Source organism: Hamadaea sp. NPDC050747, from assembly GCF_040654195.1.
GTDB lineage: Bacteria > Actinomycetota > Actinomycetes > Mycobacteriales > Micromonosporaceae > Hamadaea.
In genome coordinates this window covers 193,016-219,421 of record NZ_JBFAHM010000009.1, presented here as the reverse complement: position 1 = coordinate 219,421, position 26,406 = coordinate 193,016, and the positions used below count along the sequence as shown (strand labels likewise).

The 26,406-nt window shown below is 70.3% G+C and carries 24 protein-coding genes; 12 read left to right on the top strand and 12 right to left on the bottom strand.

Going from position 1 to position 26,406, the window contains the following annotated elements:
- Positions 1–26: 26 nt before the first annotated feature.
- The 5 genes from AB0H43_RS22950 to AB0H43_RS22930 all read right to left on the bottom strand — a co-directional run bounded on the left by AB0H43_RS22950 (position 27) and on the right by AB0H43_RS22930 (position 6,077).
- Positions 27–677: a response regulator transcription factor gene (locus AB0H43_RS22950; RefSeq protein ID WP_360002117.1), complete on the bottom strand. Its 651-nt coding sequence runs from the start codon at positions 675–677 to the stop codon at positions 27–29.
- A complete protein-coding gene (locus AB0H43_RS22945) occupies positions 674–1,780 on the bottom strand; it encodes a DUF5931 domain-containing protein (RefSeq protein WP_360002116.1) in 1,107 nt (368 codons plus the stop codon). Before AB0H43_RS22945 ends, AB0H43_RS22950 begins: the two co-directional genes overlap by 4 nt.
- A 117-nt stretch (positions 1,781–1,897) precedes the next feature.
- Complete coding sequence (locus tag AB0H43_RS22940; RefSeq protein WP_360002114.1) at positions 1,898–4,363, bottom strand: Tex family protein; 2,466 nt, start codon at positions 4,361–4,363, stop codon at positions 1,898–1,900.
- 47 nt (positions 4,364–4,410) lie between these two features.
- The gene (locus AB0H43_RS22935) at positions 4,411–4,887 is read right to left on the bottom strand and encodes a hypothetical protein (protein WP_360002112.1); all 477 of its coding nucleotides are present in this window, start codon (positions 4,885–4,887) and stop codon (positions 4,411–4,413) included.
- 170 nt (positions 4,888–5,057) lie between these two features.
- The gene (locus AB0H43_RS22930) at positions 5,058–6,077 is read right to left on the bottom strand and encodes a Gfo/Idh/MocA family oxidoreductase (protein ID WP_360002111.1); all 1,020 of its coding nucleotides are present in this window, start codon (positions 6,075–6,077) and stop codon (positions 5,058–5,060) included.
- Positions 6,078–6,109: 32 nt separating this feature from the next.
- Here AB0H43_RS22930 and AB0H43_RS22925 point away from each other — a divergent pair, with 32 nt between their 5' ends.
- Both AB0H43_RS22925 and AB0H43_RS22920 read left to right on the top strand, forming a co-directional pair.
- Complete coding sequence (locus AB0H43_RS22925; RefSeq protein ID WP_360002109.1) at positions 6,110–6,556, top strand: NUDIX hydrolase; 447 nt, start codon at positions 6,110–6,112, stop codon at positions 6,554–6,556.
- A 27-nt stretch (positions 6,557–6,583) separates the two neighbouring features.
- Complete coding sequence (locus AB0H43_RS22920; RefSeq protein WP_360002107.1) at positions 6,584–7,312, top strand: ZIP family zinc transporter; 729 nt, start codon at positions 6,584–6,586, stop codon at positions 7,310–7,312.
- Between the two features lie 78 nt (positions 7,313–7,390).
- Here the strand turns inward: AB0H43_RS22920 and AB0H43_RS22915 are convergent, their stop codons facing one another.
- The 5 genes from AB0H43_RS22915 to AB0H43_RS22895 are packed head-to-tail and all read right to left on the bottom strand — an operon-like array spanning position 7,391 to position 11,528.
- Positions 7,391–8,191 (bottom strand): alpha/beta fold hydrolase, encoded by an 801-nt coding sequence (locus AB0H43_RS22915; RefSeq protein ID WP_360002106.1) that lies wholly within the window; start codon positions 8,189–8,191, stop codon positions 7,391–7,393.
- Positions 8,188–9,105, bottom strand: coding sequence for an SDR family oxidoreductase (locus AB0H43_RS22910; RefSeq protein WP_360002104.1), 918 nt, complete (start codon positions 9,103–9,105; stop codon positions 8,188–8,190). Before AB0H43_RS22910 ends, AB0H43_RS22915 begins: the two co-directional genes overlap by 4 nt.
- On the bottom strand, positions 9,095–10,567 hold the full coding sequence (locus AB0H43_RS22905) for an NAD(P)/FAD-dependent oxidoreductase (protein WP_360002102.1): 1,473 nt from the start codon (positions 10,565–10,567) through the stop codon (positions 9,095–9,097). The genes AB0H43_RS22910 and AB0H43_RS22905 overlap by 11 nt, the downstream gene beginning before the upstream one ends.
- The gene (locus tag AB0H43_RS22900; protein WP_360002100.1) at positions 10,564–10,827 is read right to left on the bottom strand and encodes a DUF4873 domain-containing protein; all 264 of its coding nucleotides are present in this window, start codon (positions 10,825–10,827) and stop codon (positions 10,564–10,566) included. The genes AB0H43_RS22905 and AB0H43_RS22900 overlap by 4 nt, the downstream gene beginning before the upstream one ends.
- Positions 10,824–11,528 (bottom strand): TetR/AcrR family transcriptional regulator, encoded by a 705-nt coding sequence (locus AB0H43_RS22895; RefSeq protein ID WP_360002098.1) that lies wholly within the window; start codon positions 11,526–11,528, stop codon positions 10,824–10,826. The genes AB0H43_RS22900 and AB0H43_RS22895 overlap by 4 nt, the downstream gene beginning before the upstream one ends.
- 141 nt (positions 11,529–11,669) lie before the next feature.
- On the opposite strand from AB0H43_RS22895, the gene AB0H43_RS22890 reads away from it, so the two are divergent.
- The 5 genes from AB0H43_RS22890 (at position 11,670) to AB0H43_RS22870 (ending at position 15,240) form a co-directional block, all read left to right on the top strand.
- A complete protein-coding gene (locus AB0H43_RS22890) occupies positions 11,670–12,548 on the top strand; it encodes a diiron oxygenase (RefSeq protein ID WP_360002097.1) in 879 nt (292 codons plus the stop codon).
- 110 nt (positions 12,549–12,658) lie between these two features.
- Positions 12,659–13,333 carry a class I SAM-dependent methyltransferase gene (locus AB0H43_RS22885; RefSeq protein ID WP_360002095.1) on the top strand — a complete coding sequence of 225 codons (675 nt, stop codon included), beginning with the start codon at positions 12,659–12,661 and terminating at the stop codon, positions 13,331–13,333.
- A gap of 5 nt (positions 13,334–13,338) precedes the next feature.
- Positions 13,339–13,749: a tRNA (N6-threonylcarbamoyladenosine(37)-N6)-methyltransferase TrmO gene (gene tsaA / locus AB0H43_RS22880; protein ID WP_360002094.1), complete on the top strand. Its 411-nt coding sequence runs from the start codon at positions 13,339–13,341 to the stop codon at positions 13,747–13,749.
- Between the two features lie 22 nt (positions 13,750–13,771).
- Entirely contained in the window at positions 13,772–14,512 is a 741-nt protein-coding gene (locus tag AB0H43_RS22875; protein WP_360002092.1) for a Sir2 family NAD-dependent protein deacetylase, read from the top strand.
- Entirely contained in the window at positions 14,512–15,240 is a 729-nt protein-coding gene (locus tag AB0H43_RS22870) for an SDR family oxidoreductase (RefSeq protein ID WP_360002091.1), read from the top strand. Before AB0H43_RS22875 ends, AB0H43_RS22870 begins: the two co-directional genes overlap by 1 nt.
- On the opposite strand, the gene AB0H43_RS22865 is transcribed toward AB0H43_RS22870, so the two are convergent.
- Positions 15,237–16,907: a protein kinase gene (locus tag AB0H43_RS22865; protein WP_360002089.1), complete on the bottom strand. Its 1,671-nt coding sequence runs from the start codon at positions 16,905–16,907 to the stop codon at positions 15,237–15,239. The two genes, AB0H43_RS22870 and AB0H43_RS22865, sit on opposite strands and share 4 nt — an antisense overlap.
- Before the next feature lie 180 nt (positions 16,908–17,087).
- On the opposite strand from AB0H43_RS22865, the gene AB0H43_RS22860 reads away from it, so the two are divergent.
- Positions 17,088–18,752 carry a family 10 glycosylhydrolase gene (locus tag AB0H43_RS22860; RefSeq protein WP_360002087.1) on the top strand — a complete coding sequence of 555 codons (1,665 nt, stop codon included), beginning with the start codon at positions 17,088–17,090 and terminating at the stop codon, positions 18,750–18,752.
- Between the two features lie 4 nt (positions 18,753–18,756).
- Here AB0H43_RS22860 and AB0H43_RS22855 read toward each other — a convergent pair whose 3' ends face one another.
- The gene (locus tag AB0H43_RS22855; RefSeq protein ID WP_360002084.1) at positions 18,757–19,257 is read right to left on the bottom strand and encodes a MarR family transcriptional regulator; all 501 of its coding nucleotides are present in this window, start codon (positions 19,255–19,257) and stop codon (positions 18,757–18,759) included.
- A 79-nt stretch (positions 19,258–19,336) separates the two neighbouring features.
- On the opposite strand from AB0H43_RS22855, the gene AB0H43_RS22850 reads away from it, so the two are divergent.
- From AB0H43_RS22850 to AB0H43_RS22835, 4 genes are all read left to right on the top strand, one after another.
- Entirely contained in the window at positions 19,337–20,233 is an 897-nt protein-coding gene (locus AB0H43_RS22850) for an ABC transporter ATP-binding protein (protein ID WP_360002082.1), read from the top strand.
- Complete coding sequence (locus AB0H43_RS22845) at positions 20,230–21,819, top strand: ABC transporter permease (protein ID WP_360002080.1); 1,590 nt, start codon at positions 20,230–20,232, stop codon at positions 21,817–21,819. Before AB0H43_RS22850 ends, AB0H43_RS22845 begins: the two co-directional genes overlap by 4 nt.
- Before the next feature lie 215 nt (positions 21,820–22,034).
- Positions 22,035–23,681 carry a cellulase family glycosylhydrolase gene (locus AB0H43_RS22840; RefSeq protein WP_360002079.1) on the top strand — a complete coding sequence of 549 codons (1,647 nt, stop codon included), beginning with the start codon at positions 22,035–22,037 and terminating at the stop codon, positions 23,679–23,681.
- A gap of 465 nt (positions 23,682–24,146) precedes the next feature.
- Complete coding sequence (locus AB0H43_RS22835) at positions 24,147–26,354, top strand: carbohydrate-binding module family 20 domain-containing protein (RefSeq protein ID WP_360002077.1); 2,208 nt, start codon at positions 24,147–24,149, stop codon at positions 26,352–26,354.
- Positions 26,355–26,406: the final 52 nt, after the last annotated feature.

Below are 26,406 nucleotides of genomic sequence, written 5' to 3'. Positions count from 1 at the left end.
GCCGCCGGTGCCTGCGGGTGCTACCGCTAGCCGTCCGCGTCGAGGCCGCGCTCGAGCGCGTAGCGGACCAGCTCCACTCTATTGTGGAGTTGAAGTTTGCCCAGCGTGTGCTGCACGTGGTTCTGCACGGTCCGTGGCGACAAGACCAGCCGCTCTGCGATCTGCTTGTAGGACAAGCCCTTCGCGACGAACCGCAGGATCTCGGTCTCGCGCTCGGTCAGGCGCGGCGCGTCGTCGTCACCCGCGGGCGACGACGCGAGCCGCCGGTACTCGCCCAGCACGAGTCCGGCCAGGCCGGGGGTGAACACGGCGTCTCCTTCGGCGGTACGCGCAACGGCGGCCAGGAATTCGTCACGTCCGGCCGACTTGACCAGATACCCCGTCGCGCCCGCCTTGACGGCGTCCAGGACGTCCTGGTGCTCGCCGCTGGCCGAGAGCACCAGGATGCGGACGGGCGTGCCGCCCTTGCACAACGCCGTGATGACCTCGACGCCGGACAGGTCGGGCAATTGCAGGTCCAGGACGACGACGTCCGGGCGCAGCGACGTGCCGACGCGTACGGCTTGGGCGCCGTCGCCGACCGCGGCGATCACGTCGTAACCTGCCTCGGCGAGGTCCCGCGCCACCGACTCTCTCCACATCGGATGGTCGTCGACCACCAGTACGCGTGTCGTCATCTCGGTATCCGCATCTCGACTTCGGTTCCTTCCCCGGGCGCACTGGTGATGACGGTGGTTCCGCCGAGATCGCGTACGCGTCCCTCGATGGACTGGGCGACCCCGAGCCGCCCGGCGGCGGCCGCCTCGGCCAGGCGGCCGGGCACGATGCCCGCGCCGTCGTCGCGTACGGTGACGACCACTTCGGACTCCTCCTCTTCCACCAGGACCCAGGCACGCGCCCCGGAGCCGCCGTGTCGTAGGACGTTGTCCAGGGCGCTGGCGGTTGCCGCGGCGACCTCCTCGGCGGTCCGCTCCGGCAGCCAGACCGGCGATGCGGGCGCGGACACCGTGACCTTTCCGCTCGCCATCGGCGTCAGCAGCGTCTTCAGATCGCTGTTCCCGTTGCCCGCTGACGGCGTCGCCGGGCTGCTGCCGACGAGGGACCGCAGGACCTCCTCCTGCTCCCCGGCGAGCCGGCCCAACTCGGCCGCCTCACCGCCGATCTCGGCGCCCCGGCGCTGAACCAGGGCCAGGACCTGCAAGACGGAGTCGTGAATGCCCCGGGCCAGCCGTTCCCGTTCGCGGGTCGCCGCCTCCATCTCGGCCGCGTGCTGCAACCGCAGCTCTGCCTCACCGGCGAGCCGGACGAGATAGCCGATGCTGAACCCGGCCAGCAGCAACAACACGGTGCCGTTGAGCGTCGTCGGGGTGACCTGCCCCCGGAGCGTCAAGTCCACCGCGCCGACCAGCAGCGCCGCGAACAAGCCCCAGCGGCGGCCGCCCGCGATGGCCCAGGCGAGCACGGCGCCGGCGACCCACGCCATCGGCAGCGTGGCGGCGCCCTTGCTCAACCGGGCCGGGTCCACGACCCAGGAACTGGCGAACAGACAGCCCAGCGTGACAAGCATGTCGGCGCTGAGCAACGGCCAGCGGCGTCGGGCGGGATCGGCGTACGCGACGGCCGCGACGATCGACCAGATGAGCATCACGACGACGACGCCCAGCCCCAACCACGGGCGGACATATTCGCCCCGGCCGGTGGCGAGCAGGACGACGGCGTACGCGAGCGCGGCGAAACGGAAGACCGCGACCGCGCGCCAGAGCGACACCTCCAACCCCACGCGGTCAGTCTCCCACTCGCTCAGCGCCGCTCGTCATGATCATTGCGTCAGCCATGCTGCTTCCCGAGGCGAAATGCCCGAGTAAACAGCATGGCTGACGCAATGATCAAGCCTGGATCAGGCGAGGCCGGCCCGGCGAAGCGCGTCGGCGAGCGCGGTGTCGGTGCTGCCGCCTTGCGGACGGCCGCCGCCACGCTGGCCGCCCCGTTGGCCGCCCTGCTGTCCACCGCGCTGGCCGCCTTGACCGCCGCCGCCTTGGCCGCCGCCGCCTTGACCGCCTTGGCGCTGGCCGCCGCCGCCCGGGCCGCCGCCTTGGCGCTGGCCGCCGGGCTGCCGCTGGCCTCGGTCGCGGGACTGCCCGCCGCCGTCGCCGGGGACGTCGTCGAGGCGCAGCGTCAGCGAGATCCGCTTGCGTGGCACGTCGACGTCGAGCACCTTGACGCGTACGACGTCACCGGACTTGACGACGTCACGGGGGTCCTTGACGAAGGTCTTGGACAGCGCCGAGACGTGGACCAGGCCGTCCTGGTGGACGCCGACGTCGACGAAGGCGCCGAACGCGGCGACGTTGGTCACCACGCCCTCCAGCAGCATGCCGGGGACCAGGTCGGAGATCTTCTCGACGCCGTCGGCGAAGGTCGCCGTCTTGAACGCCGGACGCGGGTCGCGGCCCGGCTTCTCCAGCTCCTTCAGGATGTCGGTGATCGTCGGCAGACCGAAGGTCTCGTCCACGTACGCCGTGGGCTTGATCTTGCGCAGCGCGGTCGAGTTGCCGATGAGGGTGTCGATCGTGGCGCCCTCGCCGTCCAGGATGCGCCGCACGACCGGGTACGCCTCCGGGTGCACGCTGGAGAAGTCGAGCGGGTCGTCGCCGCCGCGGATCCGCAGGAAGCCGGCGCACTGCTCGAACGCCTTCGGGCCGAGCCGGGGGACCTGCTGGATCGTCCGGCGATTGCGGAACGGCCCGTTCTCCTCCCGGAACGCGACGATGTTCTTCGCGAGGCTCTCGGTGATCCCGGAGACCCGGGTCAGCAGCGGAGCCGATGCGGTGTTCACGTCGACGCCGACGGCGTTCACACAGTCCTCGACGACGGCGTCGAGCGACCGCGACAGCTTGCCTTCCGCGAGGTCGTGCTGGTATTGCCCGACGCCGATCGACTTCGGGTCGATCTTGACCAGCTCGGCCAGCGGGTCCTGCAGCCGCCGGGCGATCGACACCGCGCCCCGCAGCGACACGTCGAGTTCGGGCAGCTCGGCGGAGGCGTATGCGGAAGCCGAGTAGACCGAGGCGCCGGCCTCGGAGACCACGATCTTGGTCAGGTTGAGCTGCGGGTAGAGCTTGATGAGATCGGCGGCCAGCTTGTCGGTCTCCCGGGAGGCGGTGCCGTTGCCGATGGCGACCAGCTCCACCTGGTGGACCTGGCAGAGGCGGGCCAGCACGGCGATCGACTCGTCCCACTTGTTGTGCGGGACGTGCGGGTAGATCGTGTGGGTCGCGACGACCTTGCCGGTGGCGTCGACGACGGCCACCTTCACCCCGGTGCGGAAACCGGGGTCGAGGCCGAGCGTCGCCCGGGTGCCGGCCGGAGCGGCGAGCAGCAGGTCGCGCAGGTTCGCCGCGAACACCCGGACCGCCTCGTCCTCGGCCTGCTGCCAGAGCCGCATGCGCGCGTCGATCCCGAGGTGCGTCAGAATCCGCGTACGCCAGGCGTACCGGACGGTGTCGGAGAGCCACTTGTCGGCCGGGCGGCCCTGGTCGGTGATCCCGACCCGGCGGGCGATGAGCTGCTCGAAGCGCGTCGGGCCGAACTCGGGGGCGTCCTCGGGCGCCTCGGGCTGGACCGCGATGTCGAGAATCTCCTCCTTCTCGCCCCGGAACATCGCCAGCACGCGGTGCGACGGCATCTTCGTGAAGGGCTCGGAGAAGTCGAAGTAGTCGGCGAACTTGGCGCCGGCCTCCTGCTTGCCGTCGCGGACCTTCGACGCGAGCAGACCCCGGTTCCAGACCTGCTCCCGCAGCTCCCCGATGAGGTCGGCGTCCTCGGAGAACCGTTCGATGAGGATCGCGCGGGCGCCGTCGAGCGCCGCCGCCGCGTCGGCGACCGCCTCGTTCACGTATCCGGCGGCGGTGGCGACCGGGTCGAGCGTCGGGTCGCCCAGCAGCAGGTCGGCCAGCGGCTCCAGACCGGCCTCGCGGGCGATCTGCGCCTTCGTCCGCCGCTTCGGCTTGAACGGCAGGTAGATGTCCTCCAGCCGGGCCTTGGTGTCGGCGGCGAGGATCTGCGCCTGCAACGCGTCGTCGAGCTTGCCCTGGGAACGGATCGACTCCAGGATGGCCGCCCGGCGCTCCTCCAGCTCCCGCAGGTAGCGCAGGCGCTCCTCGAGCGTACGCAGCTGGGCGTCGTCGAGCGCTCCGGTGACCTCCTTCCGGTACCGGGCGATGAACGGCACGGTGGCGCCGCCGTCGAGCAGGTCGACGGCCGCGGTCACCTGCCCTTCGCGTACGCCGAGCTCGGTGGCGATCTGAGCGGCGATCCGGGGCTGCGGCACGGTCGAAGCGGTGGTCTGGGCGTCGGTTGTCACCGGAGCATTCTGCCCGGTCGGTCGGCCCGCCGCCGCGCCGGGACACGCTAGGCGGGCGTTCTCGGTGTCAAGTTGCCCACCACCTCGGCGTAGTAGGCCGACTCGGCGACGTGGAAGGCCAGCTCACGGGGCGACCAGCCGCCGGTGCTCTTGTCCAGTTCCTCGTCGGTCAGCGAGTCGAGCCGCAGCCGCCAGATCTCGGCCAGCCGGGTCAGGCGGCTGCGCGCCTCGGCGAGATCCTCGGCCGTGAACTCGGCCAGATCCGCCGCGGTCGTCACGGCCGAGCCGTGCCAGTGATCGGGCAGCGGCTCGGCCCCGGCCAGCGTCGCCTCCAGCTCGGCGAGATGGTCGACGAGGTGGTCCACGACGCGCCGGATCGCCTTGTGCGGGGTGTAGACGCGGTCGCCGGAGGGGCGGGGCGTCCCGTCCCAGGCGGGCCAGGTCTCGGCGAGGGCGAGCACGTCGTCGACCAGCCCGGCCACGACGGACGACGGAGTGCGGTCGTCGGTGAGCGGTGAGAACACCTCACGAACGTAAGGCCGGGGTACGACACTCCCGTTGTCGATCAGGCTCGCGCGGGAACGATCAGGGTGCTGAGGACACGACACCACCACCCGCCCACCCACACGATTCCACCAAGATCACGACCGATAGATCATGATCGCGCGGAAAGCGGCGGAGGGAAGGGGGAGAGTTAGAGGGAGATGGTGGAGCCGGTGGCGGCGGAGGCGCGGGCGGCGTCCAGCACCTCCATGGTGTGCACGCCGTCCCAGGGGTCGACCGGCATCGGGCGCTTTCCCTCGATCGCGGCGAACACGGCCGGGTAGTACGAGGCCCAGTCGCCCGGGGTCGGCTCGACCGGCACGAAGTCGGCGCCCCGGCACAGCCGCCCGACCGGGGTGACCACCCGGCGTCCGGTACGCAGCGCGTCCTCCTGACCGTCGAGGTCGTGCACGACGAACGCCCCGCCCGTCCCCAGGACGCGTAGCCGTGGCCCGGGCGCGCCGGCGAGGTTGCCGCAGGACAGATGCGAGTGGACGTCGCCGAGGTGGGTCAGCGCGACGAAGACGTCGTCGTCGGCCGCCGTGCCCCGGCGCGACGCGACTTCGGCGTACACGGAGTGGACGGGTCCCAGGAGTTGCACGGCCTGGTCCACCAGGTGGCTGCCGAGGTCGAGCAGCGAACCGCCGCCCTCCTCCGGCGGCAGGTCCTCCCGCCATTTGCCGGGCGCGGGCTCGGGCCGCCACCGTTCGAAGCGCGACTCGAAGCGCAGCACCTCGCCCAGCTCCCCGTCGCCGATCAGCCGGCGTACCGTCAGGAAGTCGCTGTCCCAGCGCCGGTTCTGGAAGAGCGTGAAGTCGACTCCGGCCACCTCGGCCGCGGTCACCATCTGCTGGGCCTGCTCGGCGTCGAGCGCCATCGGCTTGTCCACCACGACCGGTACGCCGGAGGCGAAGCACTCCAATGCGGCGTCGGCGTGGAACCGAGTCGGCGTCGCCAGCACCACGAGGTCGGGGCGATCGTCGGCGAGCATCCCGGTCAGGTCGTCCCGGACGGCGGCGGCCGGGAAGTCGGCGGCCACCTCGGCCCGGCGTTCCGGGTTCCGCGTCACCACCGCGACCACCTCGGCCCCGGGTGTCTGGCGGAGCAGCCCGCCGTGGAAGATCCGCCCCGCGACGCCGTACCCGGCGATCCCTACTCGCACAAGGAACATCGTGCCAGGCTCAGCCGTGCCAGACTCAGTGGATGAAGGAACGCGTACGTGCGGCTCTGCTGGACGGCGACGACCTGGTGGTGTTCCGGCGGCAGCGGCCGGGCGTACCGGTCTACTGGGCGCTGCCGGGTGGTGGTGTGGAGCCCCAGGACGCGGATCTGGTGGCGGCGCTGCGCCGGGAGCTGGACGAGGAGCTGAAGGCGGTCATCGCCGAGCCGGTCCTGCTGACCAGCCGTGAGACCCCGTACGCCGACGGCAAGACCCCGTTGCAGCACCTGTACGCCGCCCGGCTGATCTCGATGGACTTCGACCAGCGGCACGGTCCCGAGTTCAGCGACCCGGCCAAGGGCGAGTACGCCATCGACCGCATCCCGCTCACGAAAGAGGCGCTGGCCGACTGCCGGTTGTTCCCGCCGGAGCTGGCCGACTACTTGCGTGAACACGCCGACGAGGTACGCCGGACGATTCCGCCCGGGTAGCCCGCCGAGCCGTGCCACCATCCCAGCATGGGGTTGTGGGCGGCGGTCTTCTGGGGCGCGTTCTCGTCGTCCGCCCTTTATCTCGGGCAGGTGCTCGCCGGTCCGATGGGCCGCCGGCCCCGGCTGACCGGACTGGTGAGCGGCTTCGGCGCCGGTACGCTCCTCGCGGCGGTCGCCTACGAACTGGTGCCCCAGGCCATCCTGCAGGCCGGGGTGGACACGGCGCTCGGGTTCGTCAGTGGCGCGGTCGTCTATTTCGTCTGCGACTGGCTCATCGACCGCGGCGGTGGCAAGAACCGGCAGCGGATCGCGCCCGCCGCTCAGTCCGGTTCGGGTGTGGCGATGTTTCTCGGTGCGCTGCTGGACGGCATACCGGAGGCGTTCATTCTGGGGATCAGCCTGGCGGCGGGTGGCGGGATCAGTGTGGCGTTCGTCGCCGCCGTGTTCGTCTCGAACGTGCCGCAGGGTATCGCCGGCACGACGAGCATGCTCGCCGCGGGGTATACGGGACGGCGCGTCTTTCGGATGTGGACCGGTCTGACGATTGCCTGTGCGGTGCTCGCCGGGCTCGGGTTCGCCCTGGCCGACTCGGTGCCGGACGGCGGCTATTTCGCGTCCGCGTTCGCCGCCGGGGCGGTTCTCACGATGCTGTCGGACTCGATGATGCCGGAGGCGTTCCGGACCGGTGGTTCGGCCGTCGGCTTGGCCACGGTGCTGGGGTATCTCGTGGCGGCGATGCTGACTTTTGTGGGCTGAGAAATCAAAGCATGAAGCGTCTGCCATGCGGTTTCGGCGGACAATTCGCTGCGTGAAGCAGCATGGGTGACGCAGTGATCAGGCGACCTGCGCCCGGGCTCCGGTGGTCTGGAGGATCAGGTCGGCCACCGCCGTGGGATCGTCGCTCATCGGGACGTGACCGCAGCCGCTGAGGCGGATGACGCGGGCGGTCGGGATCTCCGCTCGGGCCCGGTCGGCCATGTGGACGCCGAAGATCCGGTCGTGCTCACCCCAGCCGATGGCGACCGGGACGGCGCCGGTGAGGGCGGCCGAGTCGAAGCGGTAGCCCTTCGACGCCCGCGCCACGGCCCGGAAACCCTTGCCCCGCCGCAACGCCAGCGCGTCACCCAGCGCACGGTCGTTGTCGAGATTCCCCGGGTACGCCATCAGGGACCCGAACGACGTGGCGCGCAGCGCCGGCCGGCCGCACGTCAGGCGGACGAGGGGAGTGGGGGCGAACGTCGTGACGCGAAGCGTCGTGAGAATGCGCAGGGCGCGGCGGCGCTCGGCCTCGGTGAAGAACCCGGCGGGCGAGAACGCGGTCGCTGACGCGACCGCTCCCGCCGCTGCCAGCTCCAGGCTGATCGCCCCGCCGAGGCTGTACCCGGCGACGTGCGGCCGGTCCAGGCCCCACTCGTCGAACGTCTCGACCATCGCCTCGACGGTGGCCGCCATGTCGCGGGGCATCCCGCTGTCGGGGACGGGTGACCCGCCGAAACCGGGCAGGTCCAACGCGATGACGTCGTGGTGCTCGGCGAGCGCGTCGAAGACCGGCTCCCACGCCTGATGCCGGTGGCCGATGCCGTGCACGAGCACGAGGGTGGGCCCAGTGCCGGCCCGCTTGTGGTTGACCTTCACGCGTCTGCTCCCGCCCGCTCAGGTGCCGGTAGGGACGCCTCCGCAGTCGGCGTCCCTACCGACGTCTTCCCGAAGGCCCGCCCCAGACTCCGGACCTCCTCCTCCATCTGGCCGACCAACCGGCCCGCGCCGCCGGCCCGGATCACGCGGTCGGCGAAGCCCGACAGCACGATCGGGCGCAGCGCCTGCACCAGCGCCATCGACCGGGGCACGTACACCTTGCGCCTGCGGCGCTCGATCCCGCGGACGATCGATTCCGCGCACTGCTCGACTGAGATGACGCTGTTCAGCGGCCACGGCAGGCGCTTCTGGGCGTACCGGAAGGAGGCGAGGTCGGCGCGGATGTCCCGCACCAGGTCCGTGTCGATCCAGATCGGATGGCAGGTCCCGACCGTGACGCCCCGGTGGTACGCCTCCAGCCGCAGCACGTTGCCGAACTGCTCCACACCCGCCTTCGACCCGCAGTACGCCGCCATGCCGGGCATCGCCGTGAACGCCGCCGCCGACGACACGATCAGGACGTGCCCCTTCGCTTCGGCGACGTGGGGGAGCGCGGCGCTGACCGTCCGCATGGCCCCGACGAGATTCACCTCGACCGTACGCACCAACGCGTCGACCGGGCCGGTCGCGACCGTGCCGAGGTTGGCGATCCCGGCGTTGGCCACGACGACGTCGAGCCGCCCGAACCGGTCCACCGTCGCGGCGACCGCACTGTCCAACCCGGACTGGTCGGTGACGTCGGCGGCGTACGCGAAGCCACCGACCTCCCCCGCGACCTGGTTCAGCAGCTCGGGTTCCAAGCCGACCAGGGCGACCTGGGCGCCCCGGGCGGCGGCGAGCCGGGCGACCTGGGCGCCGATGCCGCGCGCCGCGCCGGTGATGAGAACGGTCTTGCCCGCCAGGTCATAGCGCATCGGCGTGCTCCTTGACAGGGGTGAGGGTGACATAGTCCGCCGCCCGGAACTGCCGCGTACGCCACCGGAAGCCGGTCGCGAAGCCGGGCCAGATGGTCGTGTTGCGCCCGGTCGCGTCGAGATACCAGCTGGAGCAGCCGGTCTCCCACACGGTGCCGCGCATCTTCTGCTCGACGACGGCCGACCACGCGCGCTGCGCGGCCGGGGTCGGTTCGATCGCGGCCAGGCCCCGCGCCCGCATGTGCCTGAGCGCCTTGACCACGAGGTTCAGCTGGGACTCGATCATCAGCACGACCGAGGTGTGCCCGAGCCCGGTGTTGGGTCCGAGCAGGAAGAACAGGTTCGGGAAGCCGGGCACCGTCGTGCCCCGGTACGCGTACATGCTCGGCGTCCAGGCCTCGCTTAGCGCTCGGCCGTCCGCCCCGCGAATGTGCCGCATGATCGGCGAGTCCGTGACGTGGAAGCCGGTGCCGAGGATGATCGTGTCGGCCGGATGCTCCACGCCGTCGGCCGTGACCAGGCCGCTCGCCGTGATCCGGGTGATGCCCGACGTCACGACGTCGACGTTCGGCTTGGTCAACGCCGGCCAGTAGTCATTGGATATCAGGACTCGTTTGCAGCCCATCGCGTACCGTGGCGTGATCTTGTCGCGAAGCTCGGGATCGCGCACCTGCCGCCGGAGCGTGCGCAGGGAGAGGCGGGACGCGAGCCGGTTCACGCGCGGGTGCAGGAAGCCGACGCCCATCGCGTCGCGGACCGAGTAGATGCCCAGGCGCGCGAGCCGCTGCGCGCCGGGGACGTGCCGGTAGATCAGGCGCTCGACGCGGCTGATCCGGCGGGTCATCCGCGGCATGATCCAGGCCGGCGTGCGCTGGAAGAGCGACAGGTGCGCGACTTCCGGCTGGATGCGCGGGACGAATTGGATCGCCGACGCGCCGGTGCCGATGACCGCTACGCGCTTGCCGGACAGCTCGTGGTCGTGCCGCCAGCGCGCGGAGTGGAAGACGGTGCCCTGGAAGTCGCCGATCCCGGGAATGTCTGGAATGGAGGGATCGCTGAGCGGGCCGGCCGCCGCGATGAGGACGCGAGCGGTGTACTCGCCCTGGCTGGTGGTGATCACCCACCGGGCGCCGTCCCAGGCGGCGTCGGTCACCCGGTGCCTCGTCCTGATGTGCTCGCGCAAGCCGAACCGGTCGACGCACCCGCGCAGGTACGCCCAGATCTCGGCCTGGCCGGAGAACGTGTCGGACCAGTCCGGATTGGGGGCGAAGGAGAAGGAGTAGAGGTGCGACGGCACGTCGCAGGCGCATCCCGGGTATGTGTTGTCCCGCCAGGTGCCGCCCACGTCGTCGCCGTCGTCGAAGACGAGGAAGTCGCCGAACCCGGCCTTGCGCAGGCGGATCGCCGCGCCCAGGCCGCCGAAGCCGGCCCCGATGACGGCGATGTCGACGTGCTGGCTCATTCTTCCTCCCACGGGGGTGCGCCGACCCCGGTGACGCGTACGCCGCCCCACGGGTCCACCTCGCCGAGCCGGCCCGGCGCCGTCATTTCTCCGATGTGGATGGTCACCTCACGGCGTCCGCTGCGGACGAGCTGAACCACCTCCGGGGACGGCGAAATCCGTCCGCCCCAATGGAAGCGGCCGTCGACCGGCTGCCACTGGCCGCTCAAGTGGACGGTCACCGGCAGGTCGCCGACGCGGCCCTCGCCTGCGTAGCTCACGGTTCCGCCTTGGTCGCGGGCTCCGCCTTGGTCGCCGGCGGCATGGGCTCGGTCGCCAGCGCCAGGGGCAGGTCGGCCCGCCGCCGCAGCCCGTCGAACCCGCTCCACAGCAGTTCGGTGAGGTAATCGGTCAACGCCTCGCGCCGCATGGGGCGGCCGTGCTGCATCCACCAGTCGCCGACCGACTGCACGAAGCCCACCAACCCGTACGCCCACGGCTCGGCCGGACCGGCGTCGAGCCCCAGCGCCCGCAGCCGATCGCCGATGACCCGGGCGAGTTCGACCGCCACCTCCCGGCTGGCCCCGACGATGAGCTGATGGACGCCGGGAATCCCCGACTGGTGCATGACGAAGCGGTACAGATTCGGCTCGGCCTCGATGACGCCCAGGTACGCGTCGATGGTCGCCTCGATGAGGCTGCGCTCCTCGCGTACCTGCTCGACGGCGGGCGCGACGGCGCCCACGACGACCGCCGCGAGGTGCTGCCCGACGGCCATCCACAGCTGGGACTTGTCGGCGAAGTAGCGGTACAGCACGGGCTTGCTCACCCCGGCCGTGGCCGCCACCTGCTCCATGTCGACCTCGGGGCCGTAGCGCAGCACCGCCGCGATCGCGGCCTGGATCAGCTCGATCCGGCGCTGCTCCCGATGGGCGGCCCAGCGCCGCTTACGTCCATTGACTTCCGTGCCCTCGCCTTGCATGCTACTACTCGTAACAGTTACGACCCGTAACGTCAATAGCCGTACCACTCGTTCGGCGCCGGATCAGGGTTCGCGGTCGAATCTTGCCCCAAGATTCGACCCGGATCCGTGATCCAGCGCCGAGACGGAAGGGGAGGACCGATGGAGGCACGGGAGCTGACCGCCGAGAGACTCCTGGAGTCCTCGCTGCGGACGAGCTACGACCCGATCGTCGAGATCGACTGGACCGCGCCGCCGGTGCCGGGCGCGTACTGGCTTCCCCCGCAGCGCAGCAGCCTCTACGGCACCGCGCTGTGGGACGGGCTGACCGAACAGCAGCGGGTCGAGCTGACCAAGCACGAGGTGGCCAGCGCCGCCAGCGCCGGGCTGTGGTTCGAGACCATCCTGATGGAGATGCTGATCCGGCAGTACTACGACAGCGACCCCACCAGTCGCCACGCCCAGTACGCGTTGACCGAGGTGGCCGACGAGTGCCGCCACTCCATCATGTTCGGCCGCCTCATCGAAGCCATGGGCTGCCCGGTCTACCCGGCGAACAAGTTCGACCACGCGCTCGGCCGCTGGCTGAAGGCGACCGCCCGCGGCCCCCACATGTACGCCTCGATCCTGATCGCCGAGGAGATCCTCGACTCGTTCCAGCGCGAGATCATGGGCGACGACACGCTGCAACCGCTGATCCGCATGGTCTCCCGCATCCACGTCGTCGAGGAGGCCCGGCACGTCCGCTACGCCCGGGAGGAACTGGCCCGGCAGGTCGCGGCGGCCGGACCCCTACGCAGCGCGTACGCGCGGATCGTGATCGCGCGGGCGGCGTACTCGATCGCCGGTCGGCTCGTGCATCCCCGGGCGTACGCCGCCGTCGGCATCCGGCCGCGCGACGGGCGGGCCGCCGCCCGATCGAATCCGCACTTCCAGGAGACGCTGCGCTGGTCCGCCTCCCGCGTGTACGCCTACCTCGGCGACCTCGGCCTGGTGACGGGTCCGGCGCGGCTGCTGTGGTCGCGAGCGGGGTTGATCTGACGGTTGTCATGATCATGGTCATTTCCACGTCGCCATGACGACCCGGAAGTGACCATGACCGAGGGGAAAACCCGGTGCGGCGGCCGTTCGGATGGGCCACGCTGGAAGGCATGATCCACACCTGGCAGCTGGACGAGGTCGCCCACGCCGGCCCCGAACACCTCGATCCCGACTTCATCGCGGGCTACGACCGCAAGCAGGGCTTCCCGGACGCGGCCGACGACATCGCGGCGTTGCGCGCGCACGGCCTGAACCAGACGTCGACGGTGGTCGACCTCGCCGCCGGAACCGGCCAGTTCTCAAGGAAGGCGAAGGACGCGTTCGGCCGGGTCGTCGCGGTCGACGTGTCGCCCGCCATGACCGCCCACCTGGCCACTCATGGACTGGAAGTGGTCCAGGCCGGGTTCCTCACCTTCCAGCCCGACGGCCCGGTCGACGGGGTGTTCACCCGTAACGCCCTGCACCAGCTGCCGGACTTCTTCAAGGTCGTCGCGTTGCAGCGGATCGCCGACATGCTCCGGCCGGGTGGCGTACTGCGCGTGCGGGACCTGATCTACGACTTCGCGCCGGCCGAGGTGGACGCGGTCTTCGCGGACTGGTTCGCCGGCGCCGCCGACGATCCCGCCGCCGGTTACACCGCCGGGGACTATGCCGAGCACATCCGCACGGAGTACAGCACCTTCCGGTGGCTGTTCGAGCCGATGCTCACCGCCGCCGGCTTCGAGATCGTGGACGTCGCCTACGAGCGGCGGCTGTATGGCGCGTACACCTGCGTGAAACGATGACGCCCATGAGTGACTTCACGGCGTACGCCGTGGCGACGGTCTCGTCGCCGCTGACGTCGCTGGCGGACGCGCCCCGGCAGGGCGACGAAGGCGCGCCCGACGCCTGGATCGTCATCGACCCGAGGTACGCCGACGCCGCCCGCGATCTGCGCCCGGGAGCGGACATCCTGCTGCTCACCTGGCTCGACCGGGCCGATCGAGCCGTCCAGGTGGTGCACCCGCGCGGCGACCTCGCCCGCCCGGAACAGGGCGTGTTCAGCACGCGGTCGCCGGATCGCCCGAACCCGATCGGCCTGCACCGGGTGACGGTGCGCGAAGTCGACGGACTGCGGCTGCGCGTCAGCGGTCTGGAAGCGATCGACGGCACGCCGATCCTCGACGTCAAACCGGTCCTGGACCCGATCTCAGACCGCTGAGCGCACCCGGAGAGGGGGAGGCATGAGCGAGCACAAGCCGCTGATCACCGTGTTGACGGGGGCGGGGATCTCCACCGACTCCGGCATCCCGGACTTCCGCGGCCCGAACGGGGTGTGGACGCGCGATCCGTCCAAGGAGAAGCTGTTCACGCTGCAGAACTACCTGGCCGACGAGGAGGTCCGCAAGGCGTCGTGGCTGGCGCGCAAGGACAGTCCGGCGTGGACGGCCCGGCCGAACGCGGCCCATGTGGCCTTGGCGGAGCTGGAGCGCCACGGGTTCCCGCTGCGGGTCGTCACGCAGAACATCGACGGCCTGCATCAGAAGGCCGGGATCTCCGATCGCAAGGTCATCGAGGTGCACGGCACCATGTTCACGGTGCGGTGCGTCGGCTGCGGTGCGCGGACGACCATGCGGGAGGCGCTGGACCGGGTCGAGGAGGGCGAGCCTGATCCGCGTTGCACGGCCTGCGGCGGCATCCTGAAGGCGGGCACGATCATGTTCGGTGAGCTGCTCGACCCGGACACCATGGATCGCGCCGCGCAGGTCGCGGCCGCGTGCGAGCTGTTCTGGGCCGTGGGCACGTCGCTGACCGTCGAACCGGCGGCGTCGCTGTGCGCGATCGCCGCGCAGGCCGGCGCGCGCATCACCATCGTGAACGCGCAGGCCACGCCGTACGACCACCTTGCGAGCACCGTCGTGCGCGAGCCCATCGGCGAGGCGCTGCCGCGGCTGGTCCAGGCGATCCTTCAGGAATACGCGTAATGCAGCGCTCCTATGTGGTCACGGGCGGCGGGCGCGGCATCGGCCGGGCGATCGTGGAGCGCTTGAGCCGGGAGGGCGCCGTCGTCGTGGTCGAGCGGGATCCGGCTGCGCTGGCCGACGTCGCCGTGGGGCGGGGCGTGGCCGGGGACGCCGCCGACGAGGCGGTCGCCGAACGGGCGGCCGACCTGGCCGAGCGCGAGGGGCGGCTGACGGGCTGGGTGAACAACGCGGCGGTCTTCCGGGACGCGTTCGTCCACGACACGCCACCGGCGCAGGTGCTGGACCTCATCGCGGCGAACCTCGCCCCGACGCTGACCGGCTGCTCGACGGCGGTACGCCGGATGCTGGCGTCGGGCGAGGGCGGCGCGATCGTCAACGTCTCGTCGCACCAGGCCCGACGGGCCGTGCCCGGCGCCCTCCCGTACGCCACGGCGAAGGCGGCGATCGAGGGACTGACCCGGGCCTTGGCGGTCGACTATGGACGGTACGGCGTCCGGGTCAACGCGGTCGCGCTCGGCTCCGTCGCGACGGAGCGACTCGAGGACGCGCCCGAAGACGTCCGGCGCGAACTGAACCGGCTGCATCCGGTCGGCCGCGTCGGGCGTACCAGTGAAGTGGCGGAAGTGGTGGCGTTCCTGATGTCACCCGCGGCGAGCTTCGTCCACGGCGCTGTGGTGCCGGTGGACGGTGGGCGAGCCGCGTTGGGCCTGGACCCCGAGGCGCGCTAGCTCGTCGCGCGGGCGGAGGGCTCGCCCGGCGCCCAGATCTCGACGTCGGTGAAGCCGGCCGAGTGCTCGATGGACGGGCCGGGTTCGCGCTGCAGCACACCGAGATTGAGCCGACCCTCCACATAGGTCGTCTCGTCGCGCTCGTCCATGATGTAACCGTTGTGGGCGAAGGTGAAATGGTCGCCCACCGCGAGGATGGTGAAGCGCTCGGACGATCCGACCTGAAGCCGTTCGGGGAACTGCATCTCCAACCGGGTCGGGTTGCTCCAGTTGCCGTCGCCGTCCTTCTCGTGCCGGACGAAGTAGGCCCCGTCCTCGCAGATCTGCAGCGCGTATCCGCTGTCGCCGGTGTAGCGGAACCAGATCCCCGCGCAGGTGCCGGGATCGGCCAGTTGCACCGTGACGGAGAGGGCGAAGTCGCGATACTTCTGCGACGGACCGGTGCACCGGTAGACCGTTCCGGTGACCGAGACGACGTAGACGCCATGGTTGTAGACGCACTTGGCGGACAGTTGCGCCTCGGTGCGCTGGATCCAGTTGTCCGACTTCGTCATCGGGTCGGCGAGGACGAGCTGGAAGCCTTCGGGAACGGAGAGCGGCGTCGCCTGCGGCGACGGTGAAGCCGGTGGATCCCCGGCGTGGCTGTTCCGGTCGGGCCACACCCCGTACGCGAAGATGCCGGCGGCGACCAGGGCGATCACGGTGGCGAGGACGATCCACAGGGTGCGTACGCGACGGCGGGGCTTGCGGACCGGGAGACGGGTGCTGACCGTGGGCTCGTCGTCCGCGGTCGCCTCGTACGCCGCCTGCGCCGGGATCATGACGTCCTGCGGCACCTTGCGGGTGGAGCCGACCGACATGAGCAGGTCGAGCAGGTCCCGTGCGGTTGGTCGCTCGGCCGGGTCCTTCGACAGCGCCAAGGCGACGACGTCGCGGAGCGGGCCGTTCACCCCGGTCAGGTTGGGCGCCTCGGTGAGGATTCGGATCGCCGTGGTGGCCGGAGTGTCCCCGGCGAACGGCGTGTGCCCGGTCGCGGCGTAGCACATGACCGCGCCCCAGGCGAAGACGTCGGCCTTGGCGTTCACCGCCTTCAGCCCGCCGCTGAGCCGCTCCGGCGCGATGTACGGCACGGTGCCCATGACCTGGTCGCCCTGGGTGATGCCGGTGGGTGTGTCGGAGTCGCGGGCGAGCCCGAAGTCGATCACCTTCACGCCGCCGCGGGGGAGCAGGACGTTGCCCGGTTTGAGGTCGCGATGGATGATGCCGGCGGCGTGGATGGCGGTCAACGCGGTGGCCACGCCGATGCCGAGGGACTGCAGGGCGGCCCCGCTGAGCGGGCCGGACTCCTTGACGATGTCGGCCAGGGTCGGGCCGTCCACGTACTCGGCGACCAGGTAGGGCGGATCGTGGTCGGGGTCGGCCTCGATGACCTCGGCGGTGCAGAACGGCGGGACGGTCTTTGCCCGGGCCACCTCACCGCGGAACCGCTGCCGGAATTCCTCCCGGTCGAGCAGATGATCGCGGATGACCTTGAGCGCGACCTGCGTCCCCTCGGGCGACTGTGCCAGGTAGACAGTCCCCATGCCGCCCTCGCCGAGGCGGCCCAGCAGCTGATAGCCACCGATCTGGAGCTGGTCGCTCGGCCGCAGCGCCTGTACTCCTGCCATCCACCCCTCCCCGCGAACGTGGGCAAGCATGCCATCTTGCGGGCACCGGCGTAAACCGACCTTCGGCTGCCAGGCATGACCGGGAGTTTGCGTCGTTAAGGAGTATTGCCAACGGCGAAGAAATGGTGAAACTTTAACAGCGAGCACCCCCTTGAATGAGCAGCCCCTGGAGGAACAACGATGTCCCCATCCCTGCCTCGCCGTACTTTCACGGCTCTGGCATTGGCGGCTCCGCTGACCGCCGCCCTGCCCGGCGTGGCGTTCGCCGAGGAGCCCTCGACCCTCGCGGGCACGCCGGACCCGTTCCCGACGCCGGACACGTCGAACTGCGAGGTCGACCCGGCGACGCCGAAGCGTGAGTTCCGCGCGATGTGGATCGCCAGCGTCGTCAACATCGACTGGCCGCGGGCGGCCGGTCTGGACGAGCAGACCCTCAAGGCCGACTACCGCGCCTGGCTCGACCTCGCCGAGAAGCTCAACCACAACGCCGTGGTCGTGCAGATCCGGCCCACCGCCGACGCGTTCTGGCCCTCGGCGTACGAGCCGTGGTCGGAGTGGCTGACCGGCAAGCGGGACGGCGTCGGCCCCGGCTGGGACCCGGTCGCCTGGATGGTCGCCGAGACCCACGCGCGCAACCTCGAATTCCACGCCTGGTTCAACCCGTACCGGGTGTCCATGCCCGCCCCCGGCGGCGCGGGCGGCGACATCACCAAGCTCGCCCCCAACCACCCCGTCCAGCAGCACCCCGAATGGGCGGTGGCGTACCCGGTCGGCAACGCGGCGACCCGGCTCTACTACAACCCGGGCATCCCCGAGGTACGCGCGTTCGTGCAGGACGCGATCATGGACGCCGTCACCAAGTACGACCTCGACGGCGTGCACTTCGACGACTACTTCTACCCGTACCCGGCGTCCGGCCAGGACTTCGGCGACGAGGCGACCTTCGCCGAGCACGGCGCGGGCTGGGCGACCAAGGCGGACTGGCGGCGCAACAACATCGACCTGCTGATCCAGGAGATGTCGCAGAAGGTCCGTGAGGCCAAGCCGTGGGTGAAGTTCGGGGTCAGCCCGTTCGGCATCTGGCGCAACAAGGCGGCCGACCCGCTGGGCTCGGACACCGGCGGCACGCAGTCCTACGACGCCAACTTCGCCGACACCCGCAAGTGGGTCAAGGAAGGCTGGCTGGACTACATCGTCCCGCAGGTCTACTGGAACATCGGTCTCGCGGTGGCCGACTACGCCAAGCTCGTGCCGTGGTGGGCCGACGTCGTCGCCGGCACCCAGTGCCAGCTCTACATCGGCCAGGCCGACTACAAGATCTCCGCGGCCGGGCAGCCGGCGGCCTGGTTCGACCCGAACGAGATGGGCAAGCACCTCGCGCTCAACCGGTCGCTGCCCGAGGTCGACGGCAGCATCCACTTCTCGGCCAAGGACGTGAAGGCCAACCGCCTCGGCGCGACCGACCTGTACGCGGCCGCGTACTACTCGCGTCCGTCGCTGCCTCCGGTGCTGGAGCGGGTGGCCGCCAAGCCGATGATCCCGCCGGTCATCACCTACCTGCACCGCGACGAGGCCGGCGTACGCCTCCAGTGGCTGGCCCCGGGCAACGAGGGCCAGCCGTTCGACGACCCGACGTCGTTCGCGGTCTACCGCTACGAGGGCCGCGACCCGCTGCCCGAGCCGTGTGACCTGGCCGACGCCGGCCAGCTCATCGCGACCGTACGCGGAACGTCCTACCTCGACACGACCGCGGTCGCCGGCACGGCGTACACGTATGTCGTGACGGCGCTGGACCGGGTCTGGCACGAGAGCGCGCCCGGCCTGGGCCGCTTCACGATCCGCTGACCCCTCAGACGGAGCCCCGGCGGGCTTCCCAGCGTTCCAGGAGGCCCGCCATCTCGTCTTGGATGAACGCGTAGAAATCCGCCATCTCGGCGATCCGGCCGCCGGCGACGGTTCCCCGTCCGCCGGCGGCCTCCACTCCTTCGGCCGCCAGTTTGCCGACGACGGCGAAGATGCCGCCCTTGACCATGGCGCCCTGGTACCAGGCGTCGTCCGGCAGCCGGTAGACGTCCCGGCGGGAGCCCGGCACCGGCTCCTTCACGACCAGCCCCAGCTGCTGGAGGTAGCGCACCGAGCCGGAGACGGCGGCGGGGCTGATCGCCAGCCCCTCGGCGATGTCGGCGGCGGTCAGCGTGGACTCCTCGGCCGCCATCAGAAGCATCAGCACCCGGGCCGCCATCCGCGGCATTCCGTAGTTGGCGAAGGTCATCGCCGTGTGCTCGACGAAGCGGCGTACGCCGTCCTCGTCGCGGCCCGGCGGCCCGTTCGTCGTCGGCTTCTGCGCCATCTCTGCTCCCTGCGTCACACCTCGATTTTGACACGGCACAAGCTTCACAAGTTTGTGAAGCAAGTGTAGCGTCCGAAAGATGGAAAACATCATCGAGGCGTCGGGCCTGCGCAAGAGCTTCGGGCCGACGCAGGCGCTGGACGGGCTCGACCTGGTCGTCCGCCGTGGCGAAGTCCACGGCTTCCTCGGCCCCAACGGGGCCGGCAAGTCGACCACCATCCGGGTGCTGCTCGGCCTCCTCAAAGCCGACGGAGGCAGCGCGACCCTGTTCGGCGGCGACCCGTGGAAGGACGCGGTGAACCTGCACAAGCGGCTCGCGTACGTCCCGGGCGACGTCACCCTCTGGCCGAACCTGACCGGGGGAGAAGTCATCGACCTGCTCGCCCGGCTGCGTGGCGGCGGCGACAAGGGCAAGCGCGACGAACTGATCCAGCGCTTCGAACTCGACCCCCGCAAGAAGGGCCGCACCTACTCCAAGGGCAACCGGCAGAAGGTGGCCCTCGTCGCCGCCCTGGCCAGCGACGCCGAACTGCTGATCCTCGACGAGCCGACCTCCGGCCTCGACCCGCTGATGGAATCCGTCTTCCAGGAATGCATCAACGCCGAGCGGCAGAACGGGCGGACGGTCCTGCTCTCCAGCCACATCCTGGCCGAGGCCGAAGCCCTCTGCGACCGCGTGAGCATCATCCGCGCCGGGAAGACCGTCGAGACCGGCACCCTCACCGAACTGCGGCACCTGACGCGTACGTCGATCGCGGCCGACCTGGCGTCGCCGCCCGACGGGCTCACCACCCTGCCCGGCGTACACGATCTGGTCGTCGAGGGCAGCCGGGTCAAGTTCCAGGTCGACACCGCCGTCCTCGACGAGACGCTGCGGCACCTGGCTTCGCTGGGCGTACGCGGGCTGACCAGCCAGCCGCCGACCCTCGAGGAGCTGTTCCTGCGGCACTACCAGGCTGAAGGGGCGCAGTCGTGACCGCGCTCGCCGGAACCGGGCAGCTGCTGCGGCTGGCCCTACGCCGGGACCGGATCATCCTGCCGCTCTGGGTCGTCCTCCTGGCCTTGTTCCCGGCCAGTGTGGCCGGCAGCTTCAAGGCGCTCTACCCCGATCCGGTGGAGCTGGCCAAGTTCGCGAAGTCCATGATCGCCTCACCGTCGATCACCGGCTTCTACGGGCCGATCTTCGCCCCGAACCTCGGGCAGTTGTCGGCCTGGCGCTCCGGCATCCTCGTCATCATCGCGGCGCTGGCCGTCGGGCTCACCGTCATCCGGCATACGCGCAACGAGGAGGAACAGGGCCGCCGGGAACTGCTCGGCGCGACCGTCGTCGGCCGGCCCGCGCAACTCGTCGCGGCCCTGCTGCTCGCCTTCGGCGCGAGCGCCGTCATCGGCGTGCTCGCCGCGTTGGGGCTCGCGTCGGCCGCCCCCGGCGCCGGAGCGTGGGCCTTCGGCCTCGAGTACGCCGTCCTCTGCGCCTTCTTCGGAGCAGTGGCCGGATTGGCGGCCCAGCTGACGCAAAGTGCGCGTACGGCGCGCTGGATCTTCGGCGCCGTCCTCGGTGGATCGTTCCTCCTCCGGGCGGCCGGAGACGCCAACGGCGACGAGAACTCCGTGCTGTCGTGGATCTCGCCGATCGGATTCGCCCAGCGCATCCGCCCGTACGCCGAAGAACGCTGGTGGATCGGGGGAGTGCTCCTGCTGATCGCCGTGGCGCTCGGGCTTTGGGCGTATCAGCTGGCGGGAAGCCGGGACATCGACGCGGGCCTGGTCGCCCCACGGCCCGGACCACCACGGGCCGGGCGAAGCCTGTCCTCGCCCCTGGGCCTGGCCTGGCGGTTGCAGCGCGGCGGCCTGATCGGCTGGCTGATCGGATTCGCGGTGATCAGCGGCGTGCTCGGCTCGGCCGCCACCACCGCGTCGGACGCGCTGAAGGACAGCCCGGAGCTGGCCGAGATGTTCCAGCGGCTCGGCGGCGCGACCGCGCTCGGCGACCTGTTCATGGTCACGCTGATCTCGATCACCGCGATCGCCGCCGCCGGGCAGGGCATTCAAGCAGCGGTACGCGCCCGCAGCGAGGAGACCACCGGGCGGCTCGAACCGATCCTGGCCACCGCAGTCGGCCGGCCGCGGTGGAACGCCGGCTACGTGCTCTTCGCGCTGGGCGGCCCGGTGCTGAGCATGCTGGTCGTCGGCGTCGTCGGCGGATTGGCCTACGGCGGCAGCTCGGGAGACGTGGCCGGTCAGCTGCCGCGCATCATCGGCGCCGCGCTGGTCTCACTCCCCGCGATCTGGCTGACCGTGAGCATCGTGCTGGCGCTGTTCGGCCTCCTGCCCCGGCTCGTCGCCGCGGGCTGGGTGTTACTGGCGGCGTTCCTGCTGCTCGGACAGCTCGGCGCGGTCCTGCGGCTCAGCCAATGGGCGCTCGACCTGTCGCCGTTCACGCACACCCCGCACCTGCCGGGCGGTGTGCTGACCTGGCCGCCACTGATCTGGCTGGGGCTGGCCGCGGCTGCGCTCACGGCCGTCGGTTTCGCCGGCTTCCGCCGCCGCGACATCGGCTGACCCGTCTCGCCTTTACGTTGACGGCTTGTCGCCGTGATCAACGGGTTCCCTCGTTGTCCGGGATATCGCGGCCTTCCGCTCGATCGAGGGCGCGACATCCCGGATAACGCGGTGGGGCACAGACAGGAGCGCGCTTTTCGATTACATTCGATGACGGCACCACCGGCCCGCCCAGGCCGGCACGATCCTCCATTCTCCACGGACGGAGTGCACACATGTCCCCCAGAAGACGCTGGGGCGCGGCACTGTCCGCGCTCGCCGTCAGCGCCGCCACGTTCGTCGTGGCCACCCTGCTCACCACCGCCAGCCCCGCGCAGGCCGCCGGCACCGGAGTCGGCTACCTGCACACCAACGGCAGCAAGCTCGTCGACAGCACCGGCGCCACGGTCCGGCTCACCGGGATCAACTGGTTCGGCATGGAGACCGACAACCGGACCTTCCACGGCCTGTGGTCCAGCCAGCCGTGGAAGTCGCAGATCGACCACATGGCCCAGCTCGGCTACAACACCATCCGCGTCCCGTACTCCGGCGACGCGCTGAAGGCGGGCGCCACGGCCACGGGCATCAATGACTACGTGAACCCGGACCTGGTGGGCAACTCGCCCTTGCAGATCCTCGACAAGGTCATCGCGTACGCCGGTCAGAAGGGCATGCGCATCCTGCTCGATCGGCACCGCCCGAGCGCGGCCGGGCAGACGCCGCTCTGGTATACCGCGACGGTCTCCGAGGCCAGCATGATCGCCGACTGGCAGATGCTGGCCCAGCGGTACGCCGGTAACTCGACCGTCATCGGCGGCGACCTGTTCAACGAGCCGCACGCCGAGGGCACCGATCCGAGTGGCACCGGCGCCTGCTGGGGCTGCGGCGACACCGCCCGCGACTGGCGGCTGGCCGCCCAGCGGATCGGCAACGCGATCCTGTCGGTCAACTCGAACTGGCTCATCGTCGTCGAGGGTGTGAGCTGCCCGTCCGGCGGTTCGCCGAACGTGTGGGACTCCATTCCGGACGACCCGATGACCTGTGACTGGTGGGGTGGCAACCTCGCCGGCGCGGCGCAGTACCCGGTGCAGTTGAACACCGCGAACCGGCTGGTCTACTCGGCCCACGACTACGGGATCTCGGTCTACGACCGGCAGCCCTGGTTCAAGGACGCGACGTTCCCCGAGAACCTGCCCGCCGTGTGGGACCACTTCTGGGGCTACCTCTACAAGAACAACACCGCTCCGGTGCTGGTCGGCGAGTTCGGCAGTACGCTCGCCAACCCGCTGGACGTGCAGTGGCTGACCAAGCTGATGGCCTACATGGGCACCGGCGTCAACGGGATCTCCTTCACGTACTGGGCGTGGAACCCCAACTCCGGGGACACCGGCGGCATCGTGCAGGACGACTGGGTCACCGTGAACACCCAGAAGCAGAACATCGTCGGCCCTTACCTGATCGCGCCCGTCGGTTCCGGGTCGACGTCCTCGCCGTCGGCTTCGACCTCTGCGTCGGCTTCCACGTCGCCGTCCACCTCGGCTTCTCCGTCGGGCGGTCCGACCGGCGGCACCGGATCGTGCTCGGTGACCTACAAGGTGGACAGCTCGTGGCCGCAAGGCTTCAACGCCACGGTGACCGTCAAGAACACCGGCACCTCGACGGTGAACAACTGGGTCGCCACGCTCACCCTGCCCAGCGGCGTGAGCCTTGTGAACGGGTGGAACGCCACCGTCACCGCGAGCGGGCAGACGCTGACCGCGGCCGCGCCGACCTGGGCTCCCAACCTGGCGGCCGGCGCCTCGGCCAGCTTCAACTTCCAGGCGAACGGGCCGTCTTCGCCGGCCCCCAGCGGATACAAGCTGAACGGGGTGGCCTGCTCCTGATCCGTTGATCGGCCACTGTGACGCTGCGCAGGTCTCCCGTTCGAGGAGACCTGCGCAGCGTCGCAGTCGTGGGTGGGTTGCCCGGGGTCTCGCCCCGCAGCGCAATCCGTCCCGGGGCCTCGGCCCGTGCCGCGCGTCGTCAGGCCGTGCGTGATCTCCGGACGGCCAGGTACCCAACCCCGCTCCCGTAAGGTGCCTCACCTTCCGGAAGTCGGAGGGGAGCCCCGCGAGCGCGCCGCGATGAGTGCGCGGCGAGCGCGGCGAGCGCGGCGAGCGCGGCGAGCGCGGCGCCAGGCGTCGGAGGGGAGCCCCGCAAGCGGAAAAGCCCGCGACCTGCGAAACCCGTAACATGCCTGAAAAGTCTTGCAGCAACTTATTGACGCATCTGAAATATTCGGTCACTCTCTCCTTCAACGGATGCAAGCCCCTCTCCACCCAGGCGCTCGCAGAAGGAAGTCCGTGCCCATGAAATTCCGAAAAGCGGCCGTGATCGCGACCATCGCGGCCGGCCTCGTGACCACCGCCCTGCCCAGCCTGACCGCGAACGCGGCAGTGACGCTCAACGACAGCGACGTCACGGCGAACCTCTGGGAGTGGAACTGGAACTCGGTGGCCGCCGCCTGCACCAACCATCTCGGCCCGGCCGGGTACGGCGCGGTTCAGGTCGCTCCACCGGCGGAGTCGGTCAGCCTGGCCACCAGTGACGCGGGCGTACATCCCTGGTGGGAGGTGTACCAGCCGGTCTCCTACAACTTGACCAGCCGCTTCGGCACTCGGACGCAGTTCGCCGCGATGGTCACCGCCTGCCACAACGCGGGCGTACGCGTCTACGCCGACGCGGTGGTCAACCACATGGCCGGCGCGAACAACACGCTCACCACGACGTACGGTGGGTCGACGTTCAGCCCCACCGGATACACCTATCCGGCCGTGCCGTACGCGTACGGCGACTTCCATCATCCGAACGACGGCTACTGCGCCGATGACGACGGTGTCATCGACGACTGGAACAACACGGCCGAGGTCCAGAACTGCATGCTGCTGTCCTTGTCGGACCTGAAGACGCAGAGCACCGCCGTGCGGGCGAAGATCGCGGCGTACCTGAACGACCTGATCGGCCTCGGTGTCGACGGATTCCGCGTCGACGCGGCCAAGCATGTCTCGGTCGCCGACTTCGCCGCGATCCGGGCGCTTCTGAACAACACGACGGCGGAGAACAAGGCGCCGTACATCGCGCAGGAGATCTTCACCGGCGCGTCGAACAGCGAGCTGAAGCCGGCGGCGTTCACGTCCAACGGCGACGTCCTCGGCTTCTCGTACGCCATGGGCCTCAAGTCGCAGTTCGCCAACGGCACCCTGGCGAACCTGGCGACCATCCCGTCCTGGTCCCTGGACGCGACCGGCGATCAGACGTACGCCATGGTCACCAACCACGACCTGGAGCGGGACGGCACGACCCTGCGGTATCAGGACGGCACGAAGTACACCTTGGCGAACTACTTCCTCCTCGCCTACCCGTACGGCCAGCCGTCCGTCTACGACGGCTTCACCTGGTCGAGCACCGGGCAGTCGCCGCCGGCCGACGCCAACGGCTTCGTGACCGATGCGAGCTGCACCTCGGGCGCCTGGCAGTGCATCACGCAGTCGACCGGCGTCAAGGGCATGGTCGGCTGGCACAACGCGACCGCCGCTGTGATGACGGTCAGCGACTTCACCGCGACCGCGAGCAACATCATCGGATTCCACCGGGGGTCGCTGGGCTGGATCGGCATCAACGCCTCGTCCAGCGCCTCGACCGCCACGTACACCATGGGTCTCGCCAACGGCACCTACTGCGACGTGATCACCGGCGGCGCGACCACGAGTGGCTGCGCGGGCACGGCGGTCACGGTCTCGGGTGGCACCGCGTCGGTGACGATCCCGGCCAACGGGGCGGTCGCGATCCACGTCAACGCCCGGTCCGGGGGTGGGACGGCCTCGCCCACCACGTCTGCCACGGCTTCACCCTCGGCCAGCGCCTCGCCGTCCGCCTCGCCGTCCACATCACCTACTGCCTCGCCCACCACGTCGCCGACGGGCACGACCGTCACGGACACCTTCACCGTGTACGCGACCACGACGACCGGAACGGACGTCTACGTCGTCGGCAGCATCCCCGCCTTGGGCTCCTGGAACACGGCGAACGCGGTCAAGCTCTCGGCCGCCGGATATCCATTATGGAGCGCAGCGATCGCCTTGCCGGTCACCACGGCAGTCGAGTACAAGTACATCAAGAAGGACGCCGCCGGGAACGTCACCTGGGAGAGCAACGCCAACCGCACGTTCAGCACCGGGACGGCGGCGCAGACCCTCACCAACTCCTGGAGCGTGGCCAACGCCGACGCCACCGACCTGACGTTCTCCGCGTACGCGACCACGACGACCGGCACCAACGTCTACGTCGTCGGCTCGATCGCCGCACTGGGGTCGTGGAACCCCGTCAACGCGATCCCGCTGTCGTCCGCGGCGTACCCGACCTGGAAGCGGCTGGTGATCCTGCCGAAGAACACCTACTTCGAGTACAAGTACATCAAGAAGGACGCCGCCGGGAACGTCACGTGGGAGAGCGGGGCCAACCGCTCCTACACCACCGGATCGTCGACCGGGTACGCCGTCAGCGACACCTGGAAGTGATCCAGCGGGTTGGGTTTCGCCCCGTCATGGCGTGGCGAAACCCAGCCCGATC

What these genes read in the sequence shown, in the direction of transcription:
- AB0H43_RS22890 (WP_360002097.1), top strand. Translation starts at nt 11,670, where the DNA reads ATGGAGGCACGGGAGCTGACCGCCGAGAGACTCCTGGAGTCCTCGCTG.
- AB0H43_RS22950 (WP_360002117.1), bottom strand. Translation starts at nt 677, where the DNA reads ATGACGACACGCGTACTGGTGGTCGACGACCATCCGATGTGGAGAGAG.
- AB0H43_RS22925 (WP_360002109.1), top strand. Translation starts at nt 6,110, where the DNA reads ATGAAGGAACGCGTACGTGCGGCTCTGCTGGACGGCGACGACCTGGTG.
- AB0H43_RS22905 (WP_360002102.1), bottom strand. Translation starts at nt 10,567, where the DNA reads ATGAGCCAGCACGTCGACATCGCCGTCATCGGGGCCGGCTTCGGCGGC.
- AB0H43_RS22885 (WP_360002095.1), top strand. Translation starts at nt 12,659, where the DNA reads ATGATCCACACCTGGCAGCTGGACGAGGTCGCCCACGCCGGCCCCGAA.
- AB0H43_RS22835 (WP_360002077.1), top strand. Translation starts at nt 24,147, where the DNA reads ATGAAATTCCGAAAAGCGGCCGTGATCGCGACCATCGCGGCCGGCCTC.
- AB0H43_RS22865 (WP_360002089.1), bottom strand. Translation starts at nt 16,907, where the DNA reads ATGGCAGGAGTACAGGCGCTGCGGCCGAGCGACCAGCTCCAGATCGGT.
- AB0H43_RS22850 (WP_360002082.1), top strand. Translation starts at nt 19,337, where the DNA reads ATGGAAAACATCATCGAGGCGTCGGGCCTGCGCAAGAGCTTCGGGCCG.
- AB0H43_RS22910 (WP_360002104.1), bottom strand. Translation starts at nt 9,105, where the DNA reads ATGCGCTATGACCTGGCGGGCAAGACCGTTCTCATCACCGGCGCGGCG.
- AB0H43_RS22860 (WP_360002087.1), top strand. Translation starts at nt 17,088, where the DNA reads ATGTCCCCATCCCTGCCTCGCCGTACTTTCACGGCTCTGGCATTGGCG.
- AB0H43_RS22875 (WP_360002092.1), top strand. Translation starts at nt 13,772, where the DNA reads ATGAGCGAGCACAAGCCGCTGATCACCGTGTTGACGGGGGCGGGGATC.
- AB0H43_RS22855 (WP_360002084.1), bottom strand. Translation starts at nt 19,257, where the DNA reads ATGGCGCAGAAGCCGACGACGAACGGGCCGCCGGGCCGCGACGAGGAC.
- AB0H43_RS22840 (WP_360002079.1), top strand. Translation starts at nt 22,035, where the DNA reads ATGTCCCCCAGAAGACGCTGGGGCGCGGCACTGTCCGCGCTCGCCGTC.
- AB0H43_RS22895 (WP_360002098.1), bottom strand. Translation starts at nt 11,528, where the DNA reads ATGCAAGGCGAGGGCACGGAAGTCAATGGACGTAAGCGGCGCTGGGCC.
- AB0H43_RS22930 (WP_360002111.1), bottom strand. Translation starts at nt 6,077, where the DNA reads ATGTTCCTTGTGCGAGTAGGGATCGCCGGGTACGGCGTCGCGGGGCGG.
- tsaA (WP_360002094.1), top strand. Translation starts at nt 13,339, where the DNA reads ATGAGTGACTTCACGGCGTACGCCGTGGCGACGGTCTCGTCGCCGCTG.
- AB0H43_RS22870 (WP_360002091.1), top strand. Translation starts at nt 14,512, where the DNA reads ATGCAGCGCTCCTATGTGGTCACGGGCGGCGGGCGCGGCATCGGCCGG.
- AB0H43_RS22920 (WP_360002107.1), top strand. Translation starts at nt 6,584, where the DNA reads ATGGGGTTGTGGGCGGCGGTCTTCTGGGGCGCGTTCTCGTCGTCCGCC.